11 protein-coding genes and 2 pseudogenes are annotated in these 16,893 nt (G+C 66.1%); 3 read left to right on the forward strand and 10 right to left on the reverse strand.

The genetic code is table 11. The features are described from left to right. Positions 1-300: 300 nt before the first annotated feature. The 4 genes and pseudogenes from OMK73_RS35285 to OMK73_RS35300 form a co-directional block, all read right to left on the reverse strand. Positions 301-2,037, reverse strand: coding sequence for an IS1634 family transposase (locus OMK73_RS35285; RefSeq protein ID WP_267606061.1), 1,737 nt, complete (start codon positions 2,035-2,037; stop codon positions 301-303). 971 nt (positions 2,038-3,008) lie between these two features. Beyond that, positions 3,009-4,183: pseudogene (locus OMK73_RS35290) on the reverse strand (vWA domain-containing protein). A gap of 52 nt (positions 4,184-4,235) precedes the next feature. Then, on the reverse strand, positions 4,236-4,850 hold the full coding sequence (locus OMK73_RS35295) for a GNAT family N-acetyltransferase (RefSeq protein WP_267606062.1): 615 nt from the start codon (positions 4,848-4,850) through the stop codon (positions 4,236-4,238). A gap of 10 nt (positions 4,851-4,860) precedes the next feature. Then, on the reverse strand, positions 4,861-5,739 hold the full coding sequence (locus tag OMK73_RS35300) for an AAA family ATPase (RefSeq protein WP_043344836.1): 879 nt from the start codon (positions 5,737-5,739) through the stop codon (positions 4,861-4,863). 416 nt (positions 5,740-6,155) lie between these two features. Here OMK73_RS35300 and OMK73_RS35305 point away from each other — a divergent pair, with 416 nt between their 5' ends. Continuing rightward, positions 6,156-6,503, forward strand: coding sequence for a c-type cytochrome (locus tag OMK73_RS35305; RefSeq protein ID WP_267606063.1), 348 nt, complete (start codon positions 6,156-6,158; stop codon positions 6,501-6,503). A gap of 12 nt (positions 6,504-6,515) precedes the next feature. Further along, positions 6,516-6,914, forward strand: a complete 399-nt coding sequence (locus tag OMK73_RS35310; RefSeq protein ID WP_267606064.1) for a c-type cytochrome — start codon at positions 6,516-6,518, stop codon at positions 6,912-6,914. A 121-nt stretch (positions 6,915-7,035) separates the two neighbouring features. Here OMK73_RS35310 and aroG read toward each other — a convergent pair. Both aroG and OMK73_RS35320 read right to left on the reverse strand, forming a co-directional pair. Then, a pseudogene (gene aroG, locus OMK73_RS35315) lies at positions 7,036-8,114 on the reverse strand (3-deoxy-7-phosphoheptulonate synthase AroG). A 325-nt stretch (positions 8,115-8,439) separates the two neighbouring features. Beyond that, the gene (locus tag OMK73_RS35320) at positions 8,440-8,739 is read right to left on the reverse strand and encodes a helix-turn-helix transcriptional regulator (protein WP_318236682.1); all 300 of its coding nucleotides are present in this window, start codon (positions 8,737-8,739) and stop codon (positions 8,440-8,442) included. A 213-nt stretch (positions 8,740-8,952) separates the two neighbouring features. On the opposite strand from OMK73_RS35320, the gene OMK73_RS35325 reads away from it, so the two are divergent. Then, positions 8,953-10,008, forward strand: a complete 1,056-nt coding sequence (locus OMK73_RS35325) for a class I SAM-dependent methyltransferase (RefSeq protein WP_267606065.1) — start codon at positions 8,953-8,955, stop codon at positions 10,006-10,008. Positions 10,009-10,044: 36 nt separating this feature from the next. On the opposite strand, the gene tldD is transcribed toward OMK73_RS35325, so the two are convergent. The 4 genes from tldD to OMK73_RS38540 all read right to left on the reverse strand — a co-directional run bounded on the left by tldD (position 10,045) and on the right by OMK73_RS38540 (position 16,876). Continuing rightward, complete coding sequence (gene tldD / locus OMK73_RS35330) at positions 10,045-11,505, reverse strand: metalloprotease TldD (RefSeq protein WP_267606067.1); 1,461 nt, start codon at positions 11,503-11,505, stop codon at positions 10,045-10,047. A 105-nt stretch (positions 11,506-11,610) separates the two neighbouring features. Next, on the reverse strand, positions 11,611-12,480 hold the full coding sequence (locus tag OMK73_RS35335) for a carbon-nitrogen hydrolase family protein (RefSeq protein ID WP_267606069.1): 870 nt from the start codon (positions 12,478-12,480) through the stop codon (positions 11,611-11,613). Positions 12,481-12,546: 66 nt separating this feature from the next. Further along, positions 12,547-16,083: a YhdP family protein gene (locus OMK73_RS35340; RefSeq protein WP_324291799.1), complete on the reverse strand. Its 3,537-nt coding sequence runs from the start codon at positions 16,081-16,083 to the stop codon at positions 12,547-12,549. After that, positions 16,058-16,876 carry a hypothetical protein gene (locus OMK73_RS38540; protein WP_324291800.1) on the reverse strand — a complete coding sequence of 273 codons (819 nt, stop codon included), beginning with the start codon at positions 16,874-16,876 and terminating at the stop codon, positions 16,058-16,060. Before OMK73_RS38540 ends, OMK73_RS35340 begins: the two co-directional genes overlap by 26 nt. Positions 16,877-16,893: the final 17 nt, after the last annotated feature.

The following is a 16,893-nucleotide window of genomic DNA, read 5'->3' on the forward strand; positions in this document are numbered from 1 at the left end:
ACGCATGCAACTTCGTGGCCGCCCGCTCCGCGAGCGACAGACGGCTTGAAGCAAGTGGTGACAGCTACCGGGGGGACCACCACGAATCCCTGGGTTGGTTACTTCGTGTTGCTTGCTTGTGGCCTCGCTGATGTAGGGGGCTCTTGTGGGCGGGGCTTTGGTGTTCCTAGCCCCGCTGACGCGGGTGGGTCTTTTGTGGGCGGGGTTTTCGCTCTTCTAGCCCGAAGTTCACCAGCCGCCTGGGCGAGTTTCCCCTTTTGCGACAGGCACTTGTCGTGATGCCCGGGTTCCAGTTTCTGTCTACACGCGGATTTGCTGAAGCAAATCCAGAGCCTGCTTCTGTTTCGCGTTTGCCGTGGTGACGAGTTCGAACGTCGGCACTTCAGCGCCAGCGCTGGGTGTACGGCAGGTGTTACGCACGATCGCGGCGAGTTCGGCCATCAAGCTCGAGAAGCTGTGCACGGGCGTGCCGTCGTCAAGTGTGTGGCGCGCCGCCTTGGCCAGCGCTGGCGCAGAGCGCACGGCAGGCGCCACCGGATCACGCGTGGCCTTGGCGGCCTGATCCGGGTCGGCGAACATCAGTTCGCGCCAAGCCTCGCGCATGTGCCATTCGACGTAGTAGGCCAGCCTGCACAGCAGGATATGCGCACGCACCCGATCGGCCGTGCGGTGATGGATTGGCCGCACCTTCAGGTCCACCGTTTTTAGCGAACGGAACGCGCGCTCCACGTTGGCCAGCGCCTTGTAGTTGCGCACGCACTCGGCCGAGTCCATCTGCGCCGCACTCACCGAAGTGCGGATGATGTAGAGGCCGTCGAGCGCCGCCTCGCGGGCGATGCCCTCGCTGTTGCGGCTGAACGTGAAGGCCGCGTCGTCGATGCTCAGCGCAAAGTGCTTGGCCACCTTGTACTTGTCGATCACCTTGCCCACGCGCAGGCCGATCTGATCGCGCCCGGCAAGCTTGCCCGCCTGCACGCGGGCAACGATCGGCTGCAGGCACGCCTCGGTGGCCGCCAACAAATCTTCTCGCTTGTGGGCACGTAGCCTGGCCAGTTCCGGATTGCGGCACGCCACCAGCCGCTCGCCCGGATAGTCCGGTGAACTCAGCTCCAGCAGATTGCGCTCGTCGAACAGGCCAAGCTGCAGTTGCCCTTGCTCGAGCAGCGGGCGGATCGAGGCGCTCTTGAGCGCGGTGATCCAGCCCAGGTCACCGCCCTCACGCATCTGGTCGATGGCCTTGCTGGAGATCATGCCGCGATCGCCCACCATGACCAATCGGGAGAGACCAAATTCCTCTTGCAGGCGCCGCACCTCGGGCATGAAGGTCTGGCTGTCGGCGACGTTGCCCTCATGCACCGACACCGCCACTGGGCAGCCGCGCGCATCGGTGAGCAAGCCGTAGTTGACCTGTAGCAGCCCCTTCTTGCCATCGCGGCTGTAGCCAAGCTTGGCCAGCGGGCAGGTGCTGCCCTCGAAGTAGCTGGAGCTCAGGTCATACAGCACCAGGCCACCGGCGCTCAAGTGGCGCGCGGCGAGCTTCTTCTGGATTGTGCCCTGGCGCGCGAGCAGCCAGTCCATTGCCGCGTACAGGTCGTTCTCGTTGGCCTCGGTCACGCCGAAGTCCTCCGCCAGGGTGCTGGTGTGCCACCAGCGCGTGGTGGCCAGCTTCGTGTGCGGCGCCGCGATGCGCGCGGCCACCATCGCCAGCACCAGGTCGCGCTCGCGCGAGGGCTTGGAGGCGATCAGCGAGGCAAAGCCCAGACGCTGCATGGCCGTGGCCACCGCCTGCACGTGGCCGTGAGCGCGCGAGCGTGTCACCTCGAACGCCTCGCCCAGCGGCACGAAGGTCTCGCCCTTGAGCGAGCGGCGGATGATCTCGATCAGTGCCTCGGGCAAGTGGGACAGGTTGCCCAGCGTCTCGTTCTTGACCACGCCGTCCTCGCGGTAACTGCGCCGCAACAGGTGGGTGCGATAGACCTGGTCCTTGTACTTGCGGGTCGTCGTAACGACGTGAGCGGTTCCGGTTCGTGCTGGCATAGCCAGCAGAATAGGATAAAACTCGCCAATGTCAAGAACTTTTAGTGACTACAAAATGCGGGTATCGAACGCCTCCCAATGAGCCGATTCCTCAATCAGGAAAAGGGCTTCGCGACGCCGCAGCCGCGGCGTCTCCATGGAACTTCGGTCTAGCTGCTGGCGCGGCTGGGCGGCGTTGCCGTTTTGGAACGTGTGAGATGTCACTTTTCTTTACTCGTAAAGAAAAGTAACCAAAAAAGCGATCCTTGCAGGAGGCTGGCGTGGCGTCATTGGGGACCCCAATGGTTTCGCCGTACGGCCCTGGGTGCTAATGACCTCGTGCCGTTACCAGTTTAGATCATCACGACGCTGCCAATGCCCAGGGTTTCGTGGTGGCCCCCACCGGTAGCCACCACCACGAATTTCAAGCCGTCTGTCGCTCGCGGAGTGACTGGCCACGAAGTTGCAGGCGTCCCCTTTTCGTCGTGGGCGCGGTGGCACCGAAAAAATAATGCCGAGGCATTCGTCACCGCGCTCACCCCACCACGAAACCATCACGGCGTGATATATCGTGATGCTTCGAGCCGGTACCGGCAGATGGGCGATTGGGCAGGGATGCCGCTACCGAGCAGCCTCACCACGAAACCAGCGTCACCCGCAGTATCGTGGCCATTCAAACCGGTAACGGCACGAGTCCATTAGAACCCGGGGCCTGACGACGAAACCACCGGGCTACGCAACCCCGACACGCCAGCCTCCTGCAAGGATCGCTTTCTTTGGTTACTTTTCTTTACGAGTAAAGAAAAGTGACATCTCACACGTTCTAAAACGGCCAACACCGTACAGCCGCGCCAGCAGCTAGAAGCGCTAAAACACTGCCCACTCACGCTATTCTGCATCAGCAGCTAGAAGCATCAAAACCCCGCCCACAGGAGACAGCCCCCGCGTCAGCGGAGCCAGAAGCAATAGAACTTCATCAAACCAAAAACCATCTACTTCGACAACACCCTCATAGCCTGCTCCAGCCCCCCAAAGTCACCGGATACATCCGCGACTTCATGATCTGATTGATCACCGTCACCGACTGCCGGTACTGCCAAAGCCCTTCCGGCTCGGGATTAAGCCAGACAAAGCGCGGAAACTGCTCGATCAGCCGGTTGAGCCAGACCGCGCCGGCTTCGGGATTGTTGTATTCGACCGAGCCGCCAGGCTGCAGGATCTCGTACGGGCTCATGGTGGCATCCCCGACAAAGATCACCTTGTAGTCCGGCGTGTACTTGTGGATCAGGTCCCACGTGGCGATCTTCTCCGCATGGCGGCGGCGGTTGTTCTTCCACACATAGTCGTACACGCAGTTGTGGAAGTAGTAATACTCCAGGTGCTTGAACTCCGTCTTGGTGGCCGAGAACAACTCCTCCACGCGCTTGATGTGGTCGTCCATCGAGCCGCCGACGTCCATCAGCATCAGCACCTTGACCTTGTTGTGGCGCTCCGGGCGCAGCTTGATGTCAAGCAGGCCCGCGTTGGCGGCGGTGGAGTGGATAGTGTCGTCCAGGTCCAGCTCGGTCTCCGCGCCTTCGCGCGCGAAACGGCGCAGGCGGCGCAGCGCGACCTTGATGTTGCGCGTGCCGAGCTCGACCTGGTCGTCGTAGTCCTTGTAGGCGCGGGTCTCCCATACCTTGACCGCGGTGCGGTTGCCCTTGGACGGGCCGCCGATGCGGATGCCTTCCGGGTTATAGCCGCCGTGGCCGAACGGCGAGGTGCCGCCGGTGCCGATCCACTTGTTGCCGCCCTCGTGCTTTTCCTTCTGCTCGTCAAGCAGTTGCTTGAGGCGCTCCATCAGCTTGTCGAGCCCGCCCATGGCCTCGATCTTGGCTTTTTCCTCGGCCGAGAGCTCGCGCTCCAGCGTCTTTTGCAACCAGTCCAGGGGGATGTCGGATTTCCAGTCGACCAGGCTCTCGATGCCCTTGAAGTAGGCGGCAAAGGTCTGGTCGAACTTGTCGAAGTGCTTCTCGTCCTTGACCAGTGTCATGCGCGACAAGTAGTAGAACTCGTCGATCGACGGCGTGATCACCTCGGCCTTGAGGGCCTCCAGCATGGTCAGGTATTCCTTGACGGAGACCGGCAGCTTGGCGTGGCGCAGCGAGAAGAAGAAATCGATCAGCATGATGGGCTCGCGTAGAGTGTCCCGGAGCGGGTGCGGCGGTTTGCGTGCTGGTTCACGAGGCGCGCCCCGGCAGGTCCAGGCGGTATTGCAGGTGGCGCTTCACCGTCGGCCATTCGCTGGCGATGATGGAGAACACCACGGTGTCCCGGAGGGATCCGTCGGGCATGCGCTGGTGGTTGCGCAGCACGCCGTCCTGCTTGGCGCCAAGACGGGCGATGGCGGTGCGGCTCTGGTGGTTCATCCAGTGCGTGCGGAATTCCACCGCGATGCACGCCAGCTGCTCGAACGCGTGCGTGAGCAGCATCAGCTTGCATTCGGTGTTCACGGCGCTGCGCTGCACGCGCTGCGCATGCCACGTGTGGCCGATCTCGAGGCGCCGGTTGGCGCCGTCGACATTGAAGTAGCGCGTCGCGCCCACCACCGCGCCCGGCACGCCGTCGCGGATCTCGCGGATCACGAACGGCATCGCGCCTTGTTGCTCGCGCATCTGCAGCGCGGTGTCGGTCCACGCGCGCACCTGGTCCGGCGCCGGCACCGAGGTGTACCAGAGCTTCCACAGTTCGCCATCGGCGACGGCGGCCTGCACCTCGGCCTCATGCTCGAGGCCGAGCGGCTCCAGCAGGGCGTGCTGGCCGCGCAGGGTGACGGGTTCGATAAAGCGTGCCATGGCGCGGCGCTTAGCGGTTGGCGCGGTTCATGAAGACGAGGCGCTCGAACAGGTGCACGTCCTGCTCGTTCTTCAGCAGCGCGCCGTGCAGCGGCGGGATCGCGGCCTTCTTGTCCGGGCTCTTGAGCGCTTCGGGTGGAATGTCCTCGGCCATCAGCAGCTTGAGCCAGTCGATCAGCTCGGAGGTGGAGGGCTTCTTCTTCAGGCCTGGCAGGTTGCGCATCTCGTAGAAGGACTCGAGCGCGGCGGCCACCAGCTCGCGCTTGATGCCGGGATAGTGCACGTCGACGATGCGCTGCATGGTCTCGGCATCGGGGAACTTGATGTAGTGGAAGAAGCAGCGTCGCAGGAAGGCGTCGGGCAGTTCCTTCTCGTTGTTCGAGGTGATGATCACCAGCGGGCGGTGGCGCGCCTTGACCAGTTCGCGCGTCTCGTACACATAGAACTCCATGCGGTCGATTTCGCGCAGCAGGTCGTTGGGGAATTCGATGTCGGCCTTGTCGATCTCGTCGATCAGCAGCACCACTTGCTGGTCGGCCTCGAAGGCCTGCCACAGCACGCCCTTGATGATGTAGTTGCGGATGTCGTGGACGCGGTCGTCGCCCAGCTGCGAATCGCGCAGGCGCGACACCGCGTCGTATTCGTACAGGCCCTGCTGTGCCTTGGTGGTGGATTTGATATGCCACTGCAGCAGGGGCATGCCGAGTGCTGCGGCCACCTCCTCGGCCAGCATGGTCTTGCCGGTGCCGGGCTCGCCCTTGATCAGGAGCGGGCGCTGCAGCGCGCGCGCGGCATTGACGGCCAGCTTGAGGTCATCGGTGGCAACGTACTGCTGCGTGCCTTCGAAACGGTTTTGCTGGTTCTGGCTGGCGTTGGTGGTGTTGGACATGGGGCAACCTGAAGGGGTTTATGCGTGTCGGAATTGGCCAGTATAAAAGAGCTTTTCGGTTCGCGTGCGGCTCGCCGTGCCATGCTGGACTGCCACGTGCAGCGTGCTGTACAATGCGGCGGTTTGACGCGCCCCCACGTCCAAGACTCCACCCCTCGCTTTGTCCGCCTTGTCACTCCCGCGGTCCTTGCCGGGAGGCGGCGATGACAAGAGATGGTTACAGAATGAGGCGGAGACTACGCCGGGATGCACTGGCAGCGGCTGGCACCACCAGCAAGCAGCGCCCAGGTATCCGGCACGCTGGCAGCACCGCATCTACCCGCGGGCAGATACGGTCCGGCCGGACGCATTCTGAAGCCATTTCCGACCGGTTGGGCAGGTCACGCAGGGTTTAACACTTCCAATCAGCTACGACAATGAAAAAGCTCCTCACGATGGTGGTGCTGGGCGCGGCCGCAACGGCTGCGCAAGCCCAGGAAGTCAAGGGCAATGTGGACGCCGCCAAAAACAAGGTCGCGATGTGTATTGGTTGCCATGGCATTCCCGGCTATCGCGCCTCCTTCCCCGAGGTGTACCAGGTGCCCCTGCTCGGCGGCCAGAACGCCAAATACATCGAGAATGCGCTCAAGGAATACCAGAAGGGCGAGCGCAAGCACCCGACCATGCGTGGCATTGCCGCGACCCTGACCGACCAGGACATCGCCGACGTGGCTGCCTACTACGCGCAGCAGTCTTCCAGCACGCAAAACAACACCCAGAAGTAAGAGGACCCACCCATGAATACGCTTAAGACGCTTTCGCTCGCGATCGGCGCACTCGTGCTGGGCGCCTCGGCCATCACCGCCTCGGCTGCCGACCTCGCGCACGGCAAGGCGCTGGTGGAGAAGGGCAACTGCGTGGCCTGCCACGGTGCCGGCATGAACGCCCCCATTACGCCGGATTACCCGAAGCTGGCCGGCCAGCACGCCGACTATCTGTACCACGCACTGGCCGCCTACCAGATCACCGGCAACCCGCAGGTGGGCCGCACCAACGCCATCATGGCCGGCCAGGTCAACGCCAACCCCGGCGTGACGGGCAAGGACGGCAAGCCGCGTCCCTTCACCCGGGATGAGCTGAAGGATATCGCTGCCTACATCGAATCGCTGCCGGGTGGGCTGGTCCTGAAGAAGTAAGCAAACCGGCGCCGGCAAATGCCGCGCGCGGGTCAGGAACAAGAAAAAGCCGCTGATCCCAGCGGCTTTTTCTTTGCCCGCAGCCCCGGAGCGCTCGCGCCCCCGGGCCGCGTCAGGCGGCTCAGTTGCCCGCGCCCTTGGCCAGGCGGCGTGCCTTGACGGCGTTAGCCAGGGTTTCGAGCACCTTCACCGAGTCGTCCCAGCCGATGCAGGCATCGGTGACCGACTGGCCGTAGGTGAGGTCTTCCACCGGCGTGCCCTGGGCGTGGTCCTGGCGACCGCCCACCAGGTGGGATTCCACCATCACGCCGACGATGCGCTCGTCGCCCGCGGCCATCTGGCGGCCGATGTCCTCGCAGACCGGGATCTGGTTCTCGTGCTTCTTGCTGCTGTTGGCGTGCGAGGCATCGATCATCAGGCGTGCGGCCAGGCCGGCCTTGGAGATCGCTTCGCAAGCTTCCTGCACGCTGGCGGCATCGTAGTTCGGAGTCTTGCCGCCGCGCAGGATGATGTGGCAATCCTCATTGCCCGAGGTCGACACGATGGCGGAGTGGCCGCCCTTGGTCACCGACAGGAAATGGTGGGGCTGCGAAGCGGCCTTGATCGCATCGACCGCGATCTTGACGTTGCCATCGGTGCCGTTCTTGAACCCGACCGGGCACGACAGTCCGGAGGCCAGCTCGCGGTGCACCTGGCTTTCCGTGGTGCGCGCGCCGATGGCGCCCCAGCTGACCAGGTCGGCGATGTATTGCGGGCTGATCATGTCGAGGTATTCGGTGCCGGTCGGCAGGCCCATCTCGCTGATGTTCAGCAACAGCTCGCGCGCGGTGCGCAGGCCGTCGTTGATCTTGAAGCTGCCGTCCATGTGCGGGTCGTTGATCAGCCCCTTCCAGCCCACAGTGGTGCGCGGCTTTTCGAAATACACCCGCATCACGACTTCCAGCTCCCCGGCGAAACGATCGCGCTGGACCTTGAGCAGCTTGGCGTACTCGAGCGCGGCGCGGGTGTCGTGGATGGAGCAGGGCCCGATGATCACGATCAGGCGGTCATCCATGCCGTGCAGGATCCGGTGCATGGACTGGCGCGCGCCGTAGATCACGTCGGACGCCTTTCGGAGCAGCCGAACTCGCGGATCAGGTGCGCGGGGGGCAACAATTCCTTGAGTTCGCGAATGCGCAGGTCGTCGGTGTTCTTCAGCATGATGGCTCCGGATTTTGTAGGGTCGTGTGTTTGGGTTGTCTGGGCTAGAGCTGGGTGCGGGCCGGTATAAAAAAAGCCGCCAGGTTCGCTGGCGGCTTTTTTGAATTCTGGAGGCACTTACGATCGTCCCTCTCCATCCGCCAGCGGTGCGAGATCGCTAAAAAAGTAAAAATAAAACTTAGCGGACATGGATGGGATGCGGCTCAAATGGCGTCGGTTATTTGCGGCAACGCGTCACGGGATGGCATAAAATTGCGCCAGCCCTGCCAATTCTGCCGGTAGCGGCGGTTGACCATCCGGTAACGAAGCATCTTTATAGCGCGTTTTATGGGGCTTGGCAAGCGTCCGGCATCGGGCCGGCCACAATTTCCGGACGCACCATGGCGGGTCCCGGATCGAGTTCCAGCCCGCGCATCACGGCGGCGGTGCGGTTCTCCACGCCTAGCTTCACGTACACATGCTGCAGGTGCTTTTGCACCGTACGGGCGCTGATGCCAAGCATGCCCGCGATCTCGCGGTCCGTCTTGCCGTGCGCCAGCCAGCGCAGCACTTGCTGCTCGCGCGCGGTCAGCCTGGCGAGCATGGAGAGCGTCTGGGCATCCTGGCAGCGGCTGACTGTGAGCATTGCGGCGGCTTTGGGTAGCGCGCCGGTACGCAATGCTGCGTATTGGCGCGTTCCCGTGCATGGACCAACATCAATGAGGCCAGTATAGGCGCCGCCAGCGCGCACGGCAGTGCCGCGGCGGCACCTGCACAGGTTTGCCCGGGGGAAGACAGGCGAACGCGGCATGCCAGGCAGGTCAGGCACGCCGGGCTGAGGCGAGGGGAGGGAAACATCATGGCGATCGATGAGGGGAGGCTGAACGCCTTCATGGCGCAGTTCGTCCAGGATCTGGGGGCGGTGATGCATGCCGCCACCATCGTGGTCGGCGATACGCTTGGCCTTTACAAAGCCTTGGCCGAGAAACCGATGACCGTACAGGTGCTGGCCGAGAAAACCCATACCGATGAGCGCTACCTGCTCGAGTGGCTGTCCGCGCAGGCGGCCAGCGGCTATGTCGCGTACGACCCGGCCAGCGATCTGTTCAGCCTGACCGAGGAGCAAGCCTTCGCGCTGGCCCAGGAAGGCAGCCCTGCTTTTATTCCCGGTGCCTTCCAGATCGCGGTGGCGCAGTTCAAGGCGATTCCCAAGATCGTGGATGCCTTTCGCAACGGGCGCGGGCTGGGCTGGCATGAACACGATCCGTCACTGTTCCACGGCACCGAGCGGTTTTTCCGCCCGGGCTATGCGGCGCACCTGACTTCGGAATGGATTCCCGCGCTGGAGGGTGTGCAGGCCAAGCTGCAGGCGGGCGCTCGCGTGGCCGACGTGGGCTGCGGGCATGGCGCCTCCACCATCATCATGGCGCAGGCTTACCCGGCATCGGCGTTTTACGGCTTCGATTACCACGAGCCGTCGATCCGCTATGCCAACGAGGCGGCGGCGCGCGCCGGCTTGCAGGATCGCGTGCACTTCGAGGTGGCAAAAGCCAAGGAGTATGGCGGCAAGGACTACGACCTGGTGGCCGTGTTCGACTGCCTGCACGATATGGGCGATCCGGTCGGCGCAGCCGCCCATGTGCGCGAGACCTTGCGTCCGGACGGCACCTGGATGATCGTCGAGCCCTTCGCCAACGACCGGCTCGAAGACAACCTGAACCCGGTCGGCCGGGTCTTCTACTCGGCCTCGACCTTTATCTGCACGCCAGCGTCGCGCTCGCAGGAGGTGGGCCTGTGCCTGGGCGCCCAGTCGGGCGAGGCACGCATGCGCTCGGTGGTGCAGCAGGGCGGGTTTTCGCGTTTTCGCCGGGCGGCGCAAACGCCGTTCAACCTGATCTACGAGGCGCGGCCCTGAACAGCAAAGGGCCGCGCCCGGCCCGCTGGACGGCAATCAGGCCGTGCCGCCCACCGTCATGTTTTCAATGCGCAGGGTCGGCTGGCCCACGCCCACGGGCACGCTCTGGCCTTCCTTGCCGCACACGCCCACGCCCGAGTCCAGGCGCATGTCGTTGCCGATCATGGTGACGTCCTTGAGCGATTCCGGGCCGTTGCCCACCAGCGTGGCGCCCTTGACCGGCGTGGTGATCTTGCCGTCCTCGATCAGGTAGGCCTCGCTGGCGGAGAACACGAACTTGCCGTTGGTGATGTCGACCTGGCCGCCGCCGAAGTTGACCGCGTAGAGGCCGCGCTTGACGCTGGCGATGATCTCCTGCGGATCGCGGTTGCCATTGAGCATGTAGGTGTTGGTCATGCGCGGCATCGGCAGCGCGGCGTAGCTCTCGCGGCGCGCGTTGCCGGTCACCGGCATCTTCATCAGGCGCGCGTTGAGCGTGTCCTGGATATAGCCCTTGAGGATGCCGTCCTCGATCAACGTGGTGCACTGGGTCGGGTTGCCCTCGTCGTCGAGGTTGAGCGAGCCGCGGCGGTTGGCCAGCGTGCCGTCGTCCACCACGGTTACGCCCTTGGCCGCCACGCGCTCGCCCATGCGGCCAGCAAAGGCCGAGGAGCCCTTGCGGTTGAAGTCGCCTTCCAGGCCGTGGCCGATGGCCTCGTGCAGCAGCACGCCGGGCCAGCCCGGGCCGAGCACGACGGTCATGGCACCGGCCGGAGCCGGGCGCGCCTCGAGGTTGACGAGCGCCGAGGCCACGGCCTCGTCCACGTACTTGCGCAGCAGCTCGTCGGTGAAATAGCCGTAGGCATAGCGCCCGCCGCCGCCGGAGGAGCCGATCTCGCGGCGCCCGTTCTGCTCGGCGATCACCGTGACCGACACGCGCACCAGCGGGCGCACGTCGGCGGCGATGACGCCGTCGCTGCGTGCCACCAGCACCACGTCGTATTCACCGGCCAGGCCTGCCATCACCTGCACCACGCGCGGGTCCTTGGCGCGGGCCATGCGTTCCACGCGCTCGAGCAGCGCCACCTTTTCGGCCGCGTCCATCGAGTCCAGCGGATCGTTGGGCGAGTACAGGTTGCGCCCGCCCTGGGAGGCCATCTTGCTCGCCACCTTGACGCGGCCGCTGCCGGCGCGGCCAATGGTGCGGGTCGCGGCGCCGGCCTTGAGCAAGGCGTCCAGGCTGATGTCGTCGGAGTAGGCGAAGGCGGTGCGGTCGCCGGACACGGCGCGCACGCCAACGCCCTGGTCGATGCTGAAGCTGCCGGACTTGACGATGCCTTCTTCCAGGCTCCACGCCTCGTTGCGGGTGTACTGGAAGTAGAGGTCGGCGTAGTCGACCTTATGCGTGAAGATATCCGCCAGCACGCGCTGCAGGTTGGTTTCGTCCAGGCCGTAGGGGGCCAGCAGCAATTGCTGGGCGGTGGCGAGGTTGCGGATTCCGAGGTCGCCGGCGTTCATGGTTGTCCTTTATCGTCGTGCCGCGGTGGCGCGAAAAGCGCCGCCGCGTAAAAATCTGGGATGTTGGCGATTCCGGGGAATCGGCCAGGTCATGGCTTGTACATGCTACAGCACCCGATGGCGCAGCGCAGGCAGGTTCTGCCGCACCTCGTCCAGCCGGGCGGGATCGATCAGCCCGCTCACCACGCCTTCGCCTTCCGGCAGCACCGCCATCACCTCGCCCCAGGGATCGATCAGCATCGAGTGGCCCCAGGTGCGCCTTCCGTTCTCGTGCTTTCCGCCCTGTGCGGCGGCCAGCACATAGCACTGGTTTTCGATGGCGCGGGCGCGCAGCAGGATCTCCCAGTGCGCCTGGCCGGTGGTGTAGGTGAAGGCGGCCGGCATCAAAATCAAGCTGGTGCCGCCGCCCGCCGCGAGCTGGCGGTAGAGCTCCGGAAAGCGCAGGTCATAGCAGACTGACATGGCGACCCGTCCACAGGGCGCATCGAAGCTGACCGGGGTCTGGCCGGCCAGGATGGTACGCGATTCGTCGTAGCTTTCGCTGCCGCGCGTGAAGCCGAACAGGTGGATCTTGTCGTAGCGTGCCGCGCGTTCGCCGCGCGGGTCGTAGGCGAGCGAGGTGTTGTAGACGCGGTCCTCGTCCTCGCACCACATGGGCAGGGTGCCGCCGACCAGCCAGATACGGTGCCGGCGCGCCGCATCGGCCAGGAATGACTGGATCGGCCCGTCGCCGTCGCGCTCGCGGATGGCCACCTTGTCGCCTTCGCGCAGGCCCATCATGCAGAAGTACTCCGGCAGCAACACCAGCTCGGCGCCGCCCTTGGCGGCCTGCGCGATCAGCGCGTCGGCGCGGGCCAGGTTGGCCTCGGGCGAGACCCCGCTGACGGTCTGGATGGCAGCCACGCGAAAGGGGGCCGCGCTTGGGGCCGCGCTTGGGGCCGTGCTGGGGGCTGGGGCGGAGGCGTTTGCGGTCATGAAGCGGTTTCCTTGGCTTGCGGCGGCTGCGCGGCGGGCTTCGCCGGGCAGGGCCAGTCGCTACGGTTATGGCGCCGGGTAGACACGATTGGACGACGAATCCCGCACGGGGGGCGAGTCGGTCTTATTCTCCCCCACTTTGATGACCTGCGGGTTCGCCCAGCCACCGCTGATATGGAAGCGGCGGCTGAAGGCCTTGGAGAATTCGTCGGCAAATATCAGCTGGGCCGCCAGCGTGCCGATCCCCAGCGCGGGATTGATGAACGCTGCGGCGACCGACGCGGATGTGGCGTTGATGCGCGGCACGACCGTCACATCCAGGTCCTGCGTTTCGCGCGGGATGTTCGCGCTGCCGGTCATCGAGGCGCGCAGTTGCCCGCCCTTGAGCGCGAAATCCTTGGTGCTGGCCACGCCATTTTCGATCGTGCCGGTGCCGGTGATCTCGTCGAACACCATGCCCTGGCCCGCCACGCCGCGGAAGTCGAAGGTGGCCAGCCGCATCAGGCCTTGCAGGCTGAGCACGCCCAGCAGCTTGGCTGCGCCGGGGTCCACGCTGAGGATCTGGCCGTTCTCCAGCTGGAGCTTCATCCGGCCCGACAAGGTGGGGTAGTCGATCGACAGCGGCGAGCCGCGCCATGCGATCCTGCCCTCGAAGGTGCCGCGCCCGTCGGCCAGCATGTGCGGCAGGCCCATGCGTTCGAGCACCTGGCCGCCATTGCGCACGTCGAGCTTGAAGTCGAGCAGCGTGCGGCGCTCGGCGGCAGCGCCGTCGCGTACCCGGCGCGGCAAGCGCCAGCTGCCGCTGCCCGTAAAGGTGGCGCCGGGCTGCTCGATGACCAGGCGGTCCAGCGTCCACACGGGCTCGCCGCCGTTTTCGCTGGCGCGGGCCTTGACCTCCAGCTTGCCGAAGTCGCGGCCGTGCAGCTCGAACCGATCGGCAACCAGGTCCAGCGCGGGCAGGTCGCCGGTGTTGCCGTCGAGCGGATCGGCCGCGTTGGCGGTGTCGCCCGTGTCGGGGATGTTCAGGTGCGACAGGCGCAGCGTGAGCGCGCCCGCCGGTGTGGTTGCATCGCTGCGCCAGCGCATGTTGCCCGCCACCTGGCGGGACTCGATCTGCACGCCCCAGCCAGCGCTTTCGCGGGTGGCCTCGAGCACGACATCGTCGAGCTCGCGGCCAAAGGCGTGCAGCGTGTGCGTGCGCGCGGAAATGCGCTCGGGCAGGTAGTCCACCGCTGGCGCCGCCGAGCCGGCACTGGCGCCCCCGGCGTCCGCGAACAGGGCGCGCCAGGCGTCCAGGTCGATGCGGCTGGCCGTGATCGCTGCGGTGACGCCGCTGGCGGGTTGCGGCGCCGGCTGCTCGATGCCGATCCCGCCGGCCAGCACTTCCATGCCGTCGCCGTTGCGGCGTAGCAGATAGCGCGCATTGAGCACGTTGCCATACTGCACCAGCATTTCCTCGCTGCCGGCGCGGGCGGCGCCTGGGCGCAGTTCAAAGCGCAATGGCACGGCCTGCGCCGCGCTTTTGGCCATCGGTGCGGGCAGGTTCACCGCCAGCCCGGCCAGCTCCGATGCCACCGTGATCTGCGGCTGGTGGTCGCGCACGCCGATCACGGCGCTGTAGGCGGTGCCGCCTTCCAGTTTCTGTATCAGCCCGGCGGCGGGCGAGCCGCCAAGCGCCTCGCGGATGCCCTGGGCGGTGAGATTGCCACCGGCATTGACCCTGACCGTGCCATCGGGCTGGCTGCCGCCGCCGGCACGAATCTCGCCGCCCAGGAAGCGGGCGCGCAGGTCGTTGAGCTGGAAGCCGTGCTCGTTGAAAGCGACCACGCCGGTGGTGCCGGCCAGCACGGGCAATTGCGGGATCAGCACCACATCATTGCCGGGCAGCCGGAACTGGCCGTCGACCTTGGTGGCATGCGCCTCGGTGAGGGGCAGGTCGAGCTTGAGCCGCAGCTCGCCGTTGCCTTGGGCGCGCATATCCGTCAGCACCTGGCCGGTCCAGTCGCGCACCGGGCTGGCGGCGACGAAGCGCAGGAAGGCCGTCATCGCCCCGCTGGCGCTACCGTCCAGCACCAGGCGGCCGTGCTCGCCGAGGTCGGCGATGCGGCCATTGACGTCCTGCAGCGTGACGCCAGCGGCGCCTTGCACGCCAGCGCGCTGCGCGACGAACGACAGCCCGCCGCGCTCGAACAGCAAGTGGCCGCTGATGTCGGTGAAGTTCGGCCAGGCCTTGCCGTCATTGCTGGCGCTGGCGGCGCTGCCCGCCGGCGCGCTCACATGGGGCGCGATCTGGTAGCTGACGTGCTGGATGGGCACCTCGACCCGGAAGTCGCCAGCGCGCTCGAACGGGCTGTGGAAGGGGAAGTGCTCCAGGTCGCCCTTGAGCAGGAACTTGACGTCGCTGGCTTCACCGCGGACCAGGGCGCCGGCCAGGTACTGGCGCGTGGAGGCGGGTATGCCCATGGGCAGGTAGCGCGGCACGCGGCTGACCTGGGCGCGGGTCAGCTCACCGGTCAGGTCGGCAATGCCGCCGTGCCCGTCGCCGCCGGCATGCCAGGTGCCGCGTACGCTGCCGGCGGTATCCGCGTTGGCGAACTGCACGCCGTCGGTGCGCACTGCCAGCTTGCCATTGTCGTTGGTCCAGCGCACCTCGCCGTTGATCTGGTCGAACGAGAGGCGCGGATCCTCGAACATGCCCGGCAGCATCAGCGCGGCATTGTTGCCTTCAAAGCGGGCGCTGCCCTGGTGTTCGTCGAAACTGAAGCTGCCGGAGATCCGCGAAAAGCCCGGCACGCCCAGGTGGGGCTTGCCATTCGCACCGACGGGCGGGTTGGCGGGCTGGCCAAGCACCGAGACGCTGCGCAGCGTGCCCTGCACGTTGAAGTGGCGCTGGCCATCGCGGCGGCTCAGCATGCCCTGGCGATCCCGGGTCCAGTTCACGTCCAGGTTGTCGACATGGCCCGAGGGCTGCAGCGCGCGCAGCTGGCGCGACAAGGCGGTGTCGAGCGGCAGCGAGGTGGCCAGCGCGCGCACGGTGTTCAGGTCGAAGGTGGGCGCCTTGAGTGTGAATTTGCGCAACGCGCCCTTGTTGTCGGTGGCCCAGCCGACCACTACCTTGCGCATGCCTTCGCGCCAGACGCCTTCGCCGCTGGCCAGGCCGGCGGCCGCGCTGGCGCCGCCGGGGGCGGCCGCGGCTGCGGAGGCCGCCTGCGCTTGCCGTGCCGGCGGCACCGCCGGCCCTTCCGCCGGCTCGGGCTGCCACAGCAGGGTGTCGATGGTGAGGATGTTGTCGCGGTCGCGCCCCGCGCGGTGCAGGATAAAGGCCTGGGCACTGGCGAGCTTGAGCGCTTCGGGCGCACCGGAGAGCTTCAGGTCCACGCTGCTGGCGCGCAGCCGGGCCTGGCTGCGGGTGATCTGGCCGCCGCGAAACTCGATGGTGCCGTCGGTGCTGAAGGTGCCGCGCGTGACCCGGTCGAAGATCGCGAGATAGCGCTGCAGCACCGGGAGCTCCAGCCGGCCAAGGTCCCAGCTGGCCTGCCCGTACCAGTTGTGCCAGTCGCCCGTGCGATGCAGGTATTCATGGCGGAAGTCCGCCTGCACCACGAGGGCGCGGCGCGAGCGTGGCCGATTGCGCTTCGAGCTTGAACGTGTGGCGCGAGCCGTGGCGCTGCACGCTGAGCTGGATATTGCCGACGTCCAGTTGCGGCAGCTTGTTCTTGTCGTCGAGCCAGCGCAGCTTGCCGTCGGTGAGCTCGACCTTGCCCTGGGCCAGCAGCCAGTCGAACAGGCGGTTGTCCTGCGGCTGGGCGCCGGTGGTGTCCACGGCCATGCCGGCCACCTTGAGCTTGCCGTCGGCGGAGCGGCGGATCAGCAGGTCAGTCTGGCTGGCGGAGATCCTCTGGAACAGCACGTCCATGCTGAACAGCGAGCGCCATGACAGCTTGCCATCGAGCTCGCCCGCGGCCAGCAGCACGCGCTGCTCGGCATCGATGGCCTTGACGTCGCGGGCATGGAAAGCGGGATGCCAGCCATCCCAGTAGGTATCGAGCTGGCCGATGCTCAGTTGGGCCGCGAGCGCCACCGAGCCGCGCTGCTCCAGCCAGGTGCGGGCGGCCGAGGCCTGTGGCCAGAGCACAAAGCGGATCAGGAGCCCGGCGAGCAGCGCCAGCAGCACCAGCGCCAGGGCCAGGCGCACCAGCACGCGTCCCAGGCCGCGCCAGACGGGATGGCGCAAGCCAGCGAGCAGAGCCCGGCCGACCGCGCGCGCAAACGCGAGCGCGCGCCGGCCGCTTCGCGGCAACGGGGTTGAGCCTGCACCGGCGGCCCCATCAAGTGCCGGCGTGCCGCCGGCGGTGGCGGCGGAGGGATCGGCAGGTGGGGTGGCGTGGCTGGACATGCGCAGATTATCCGACA

It is taken from the genome of Cupriavidus sp. D39 (assembly GCF_026627925.1).
In the GTDB taxonomy this organism is placed as follows: Bacteria; Pseudomonadota; Gammaproteobacteria; order Burkholderiales; family Burkholderiaceae; genus Cupriavidus; species Cupriavidus ulmosensis.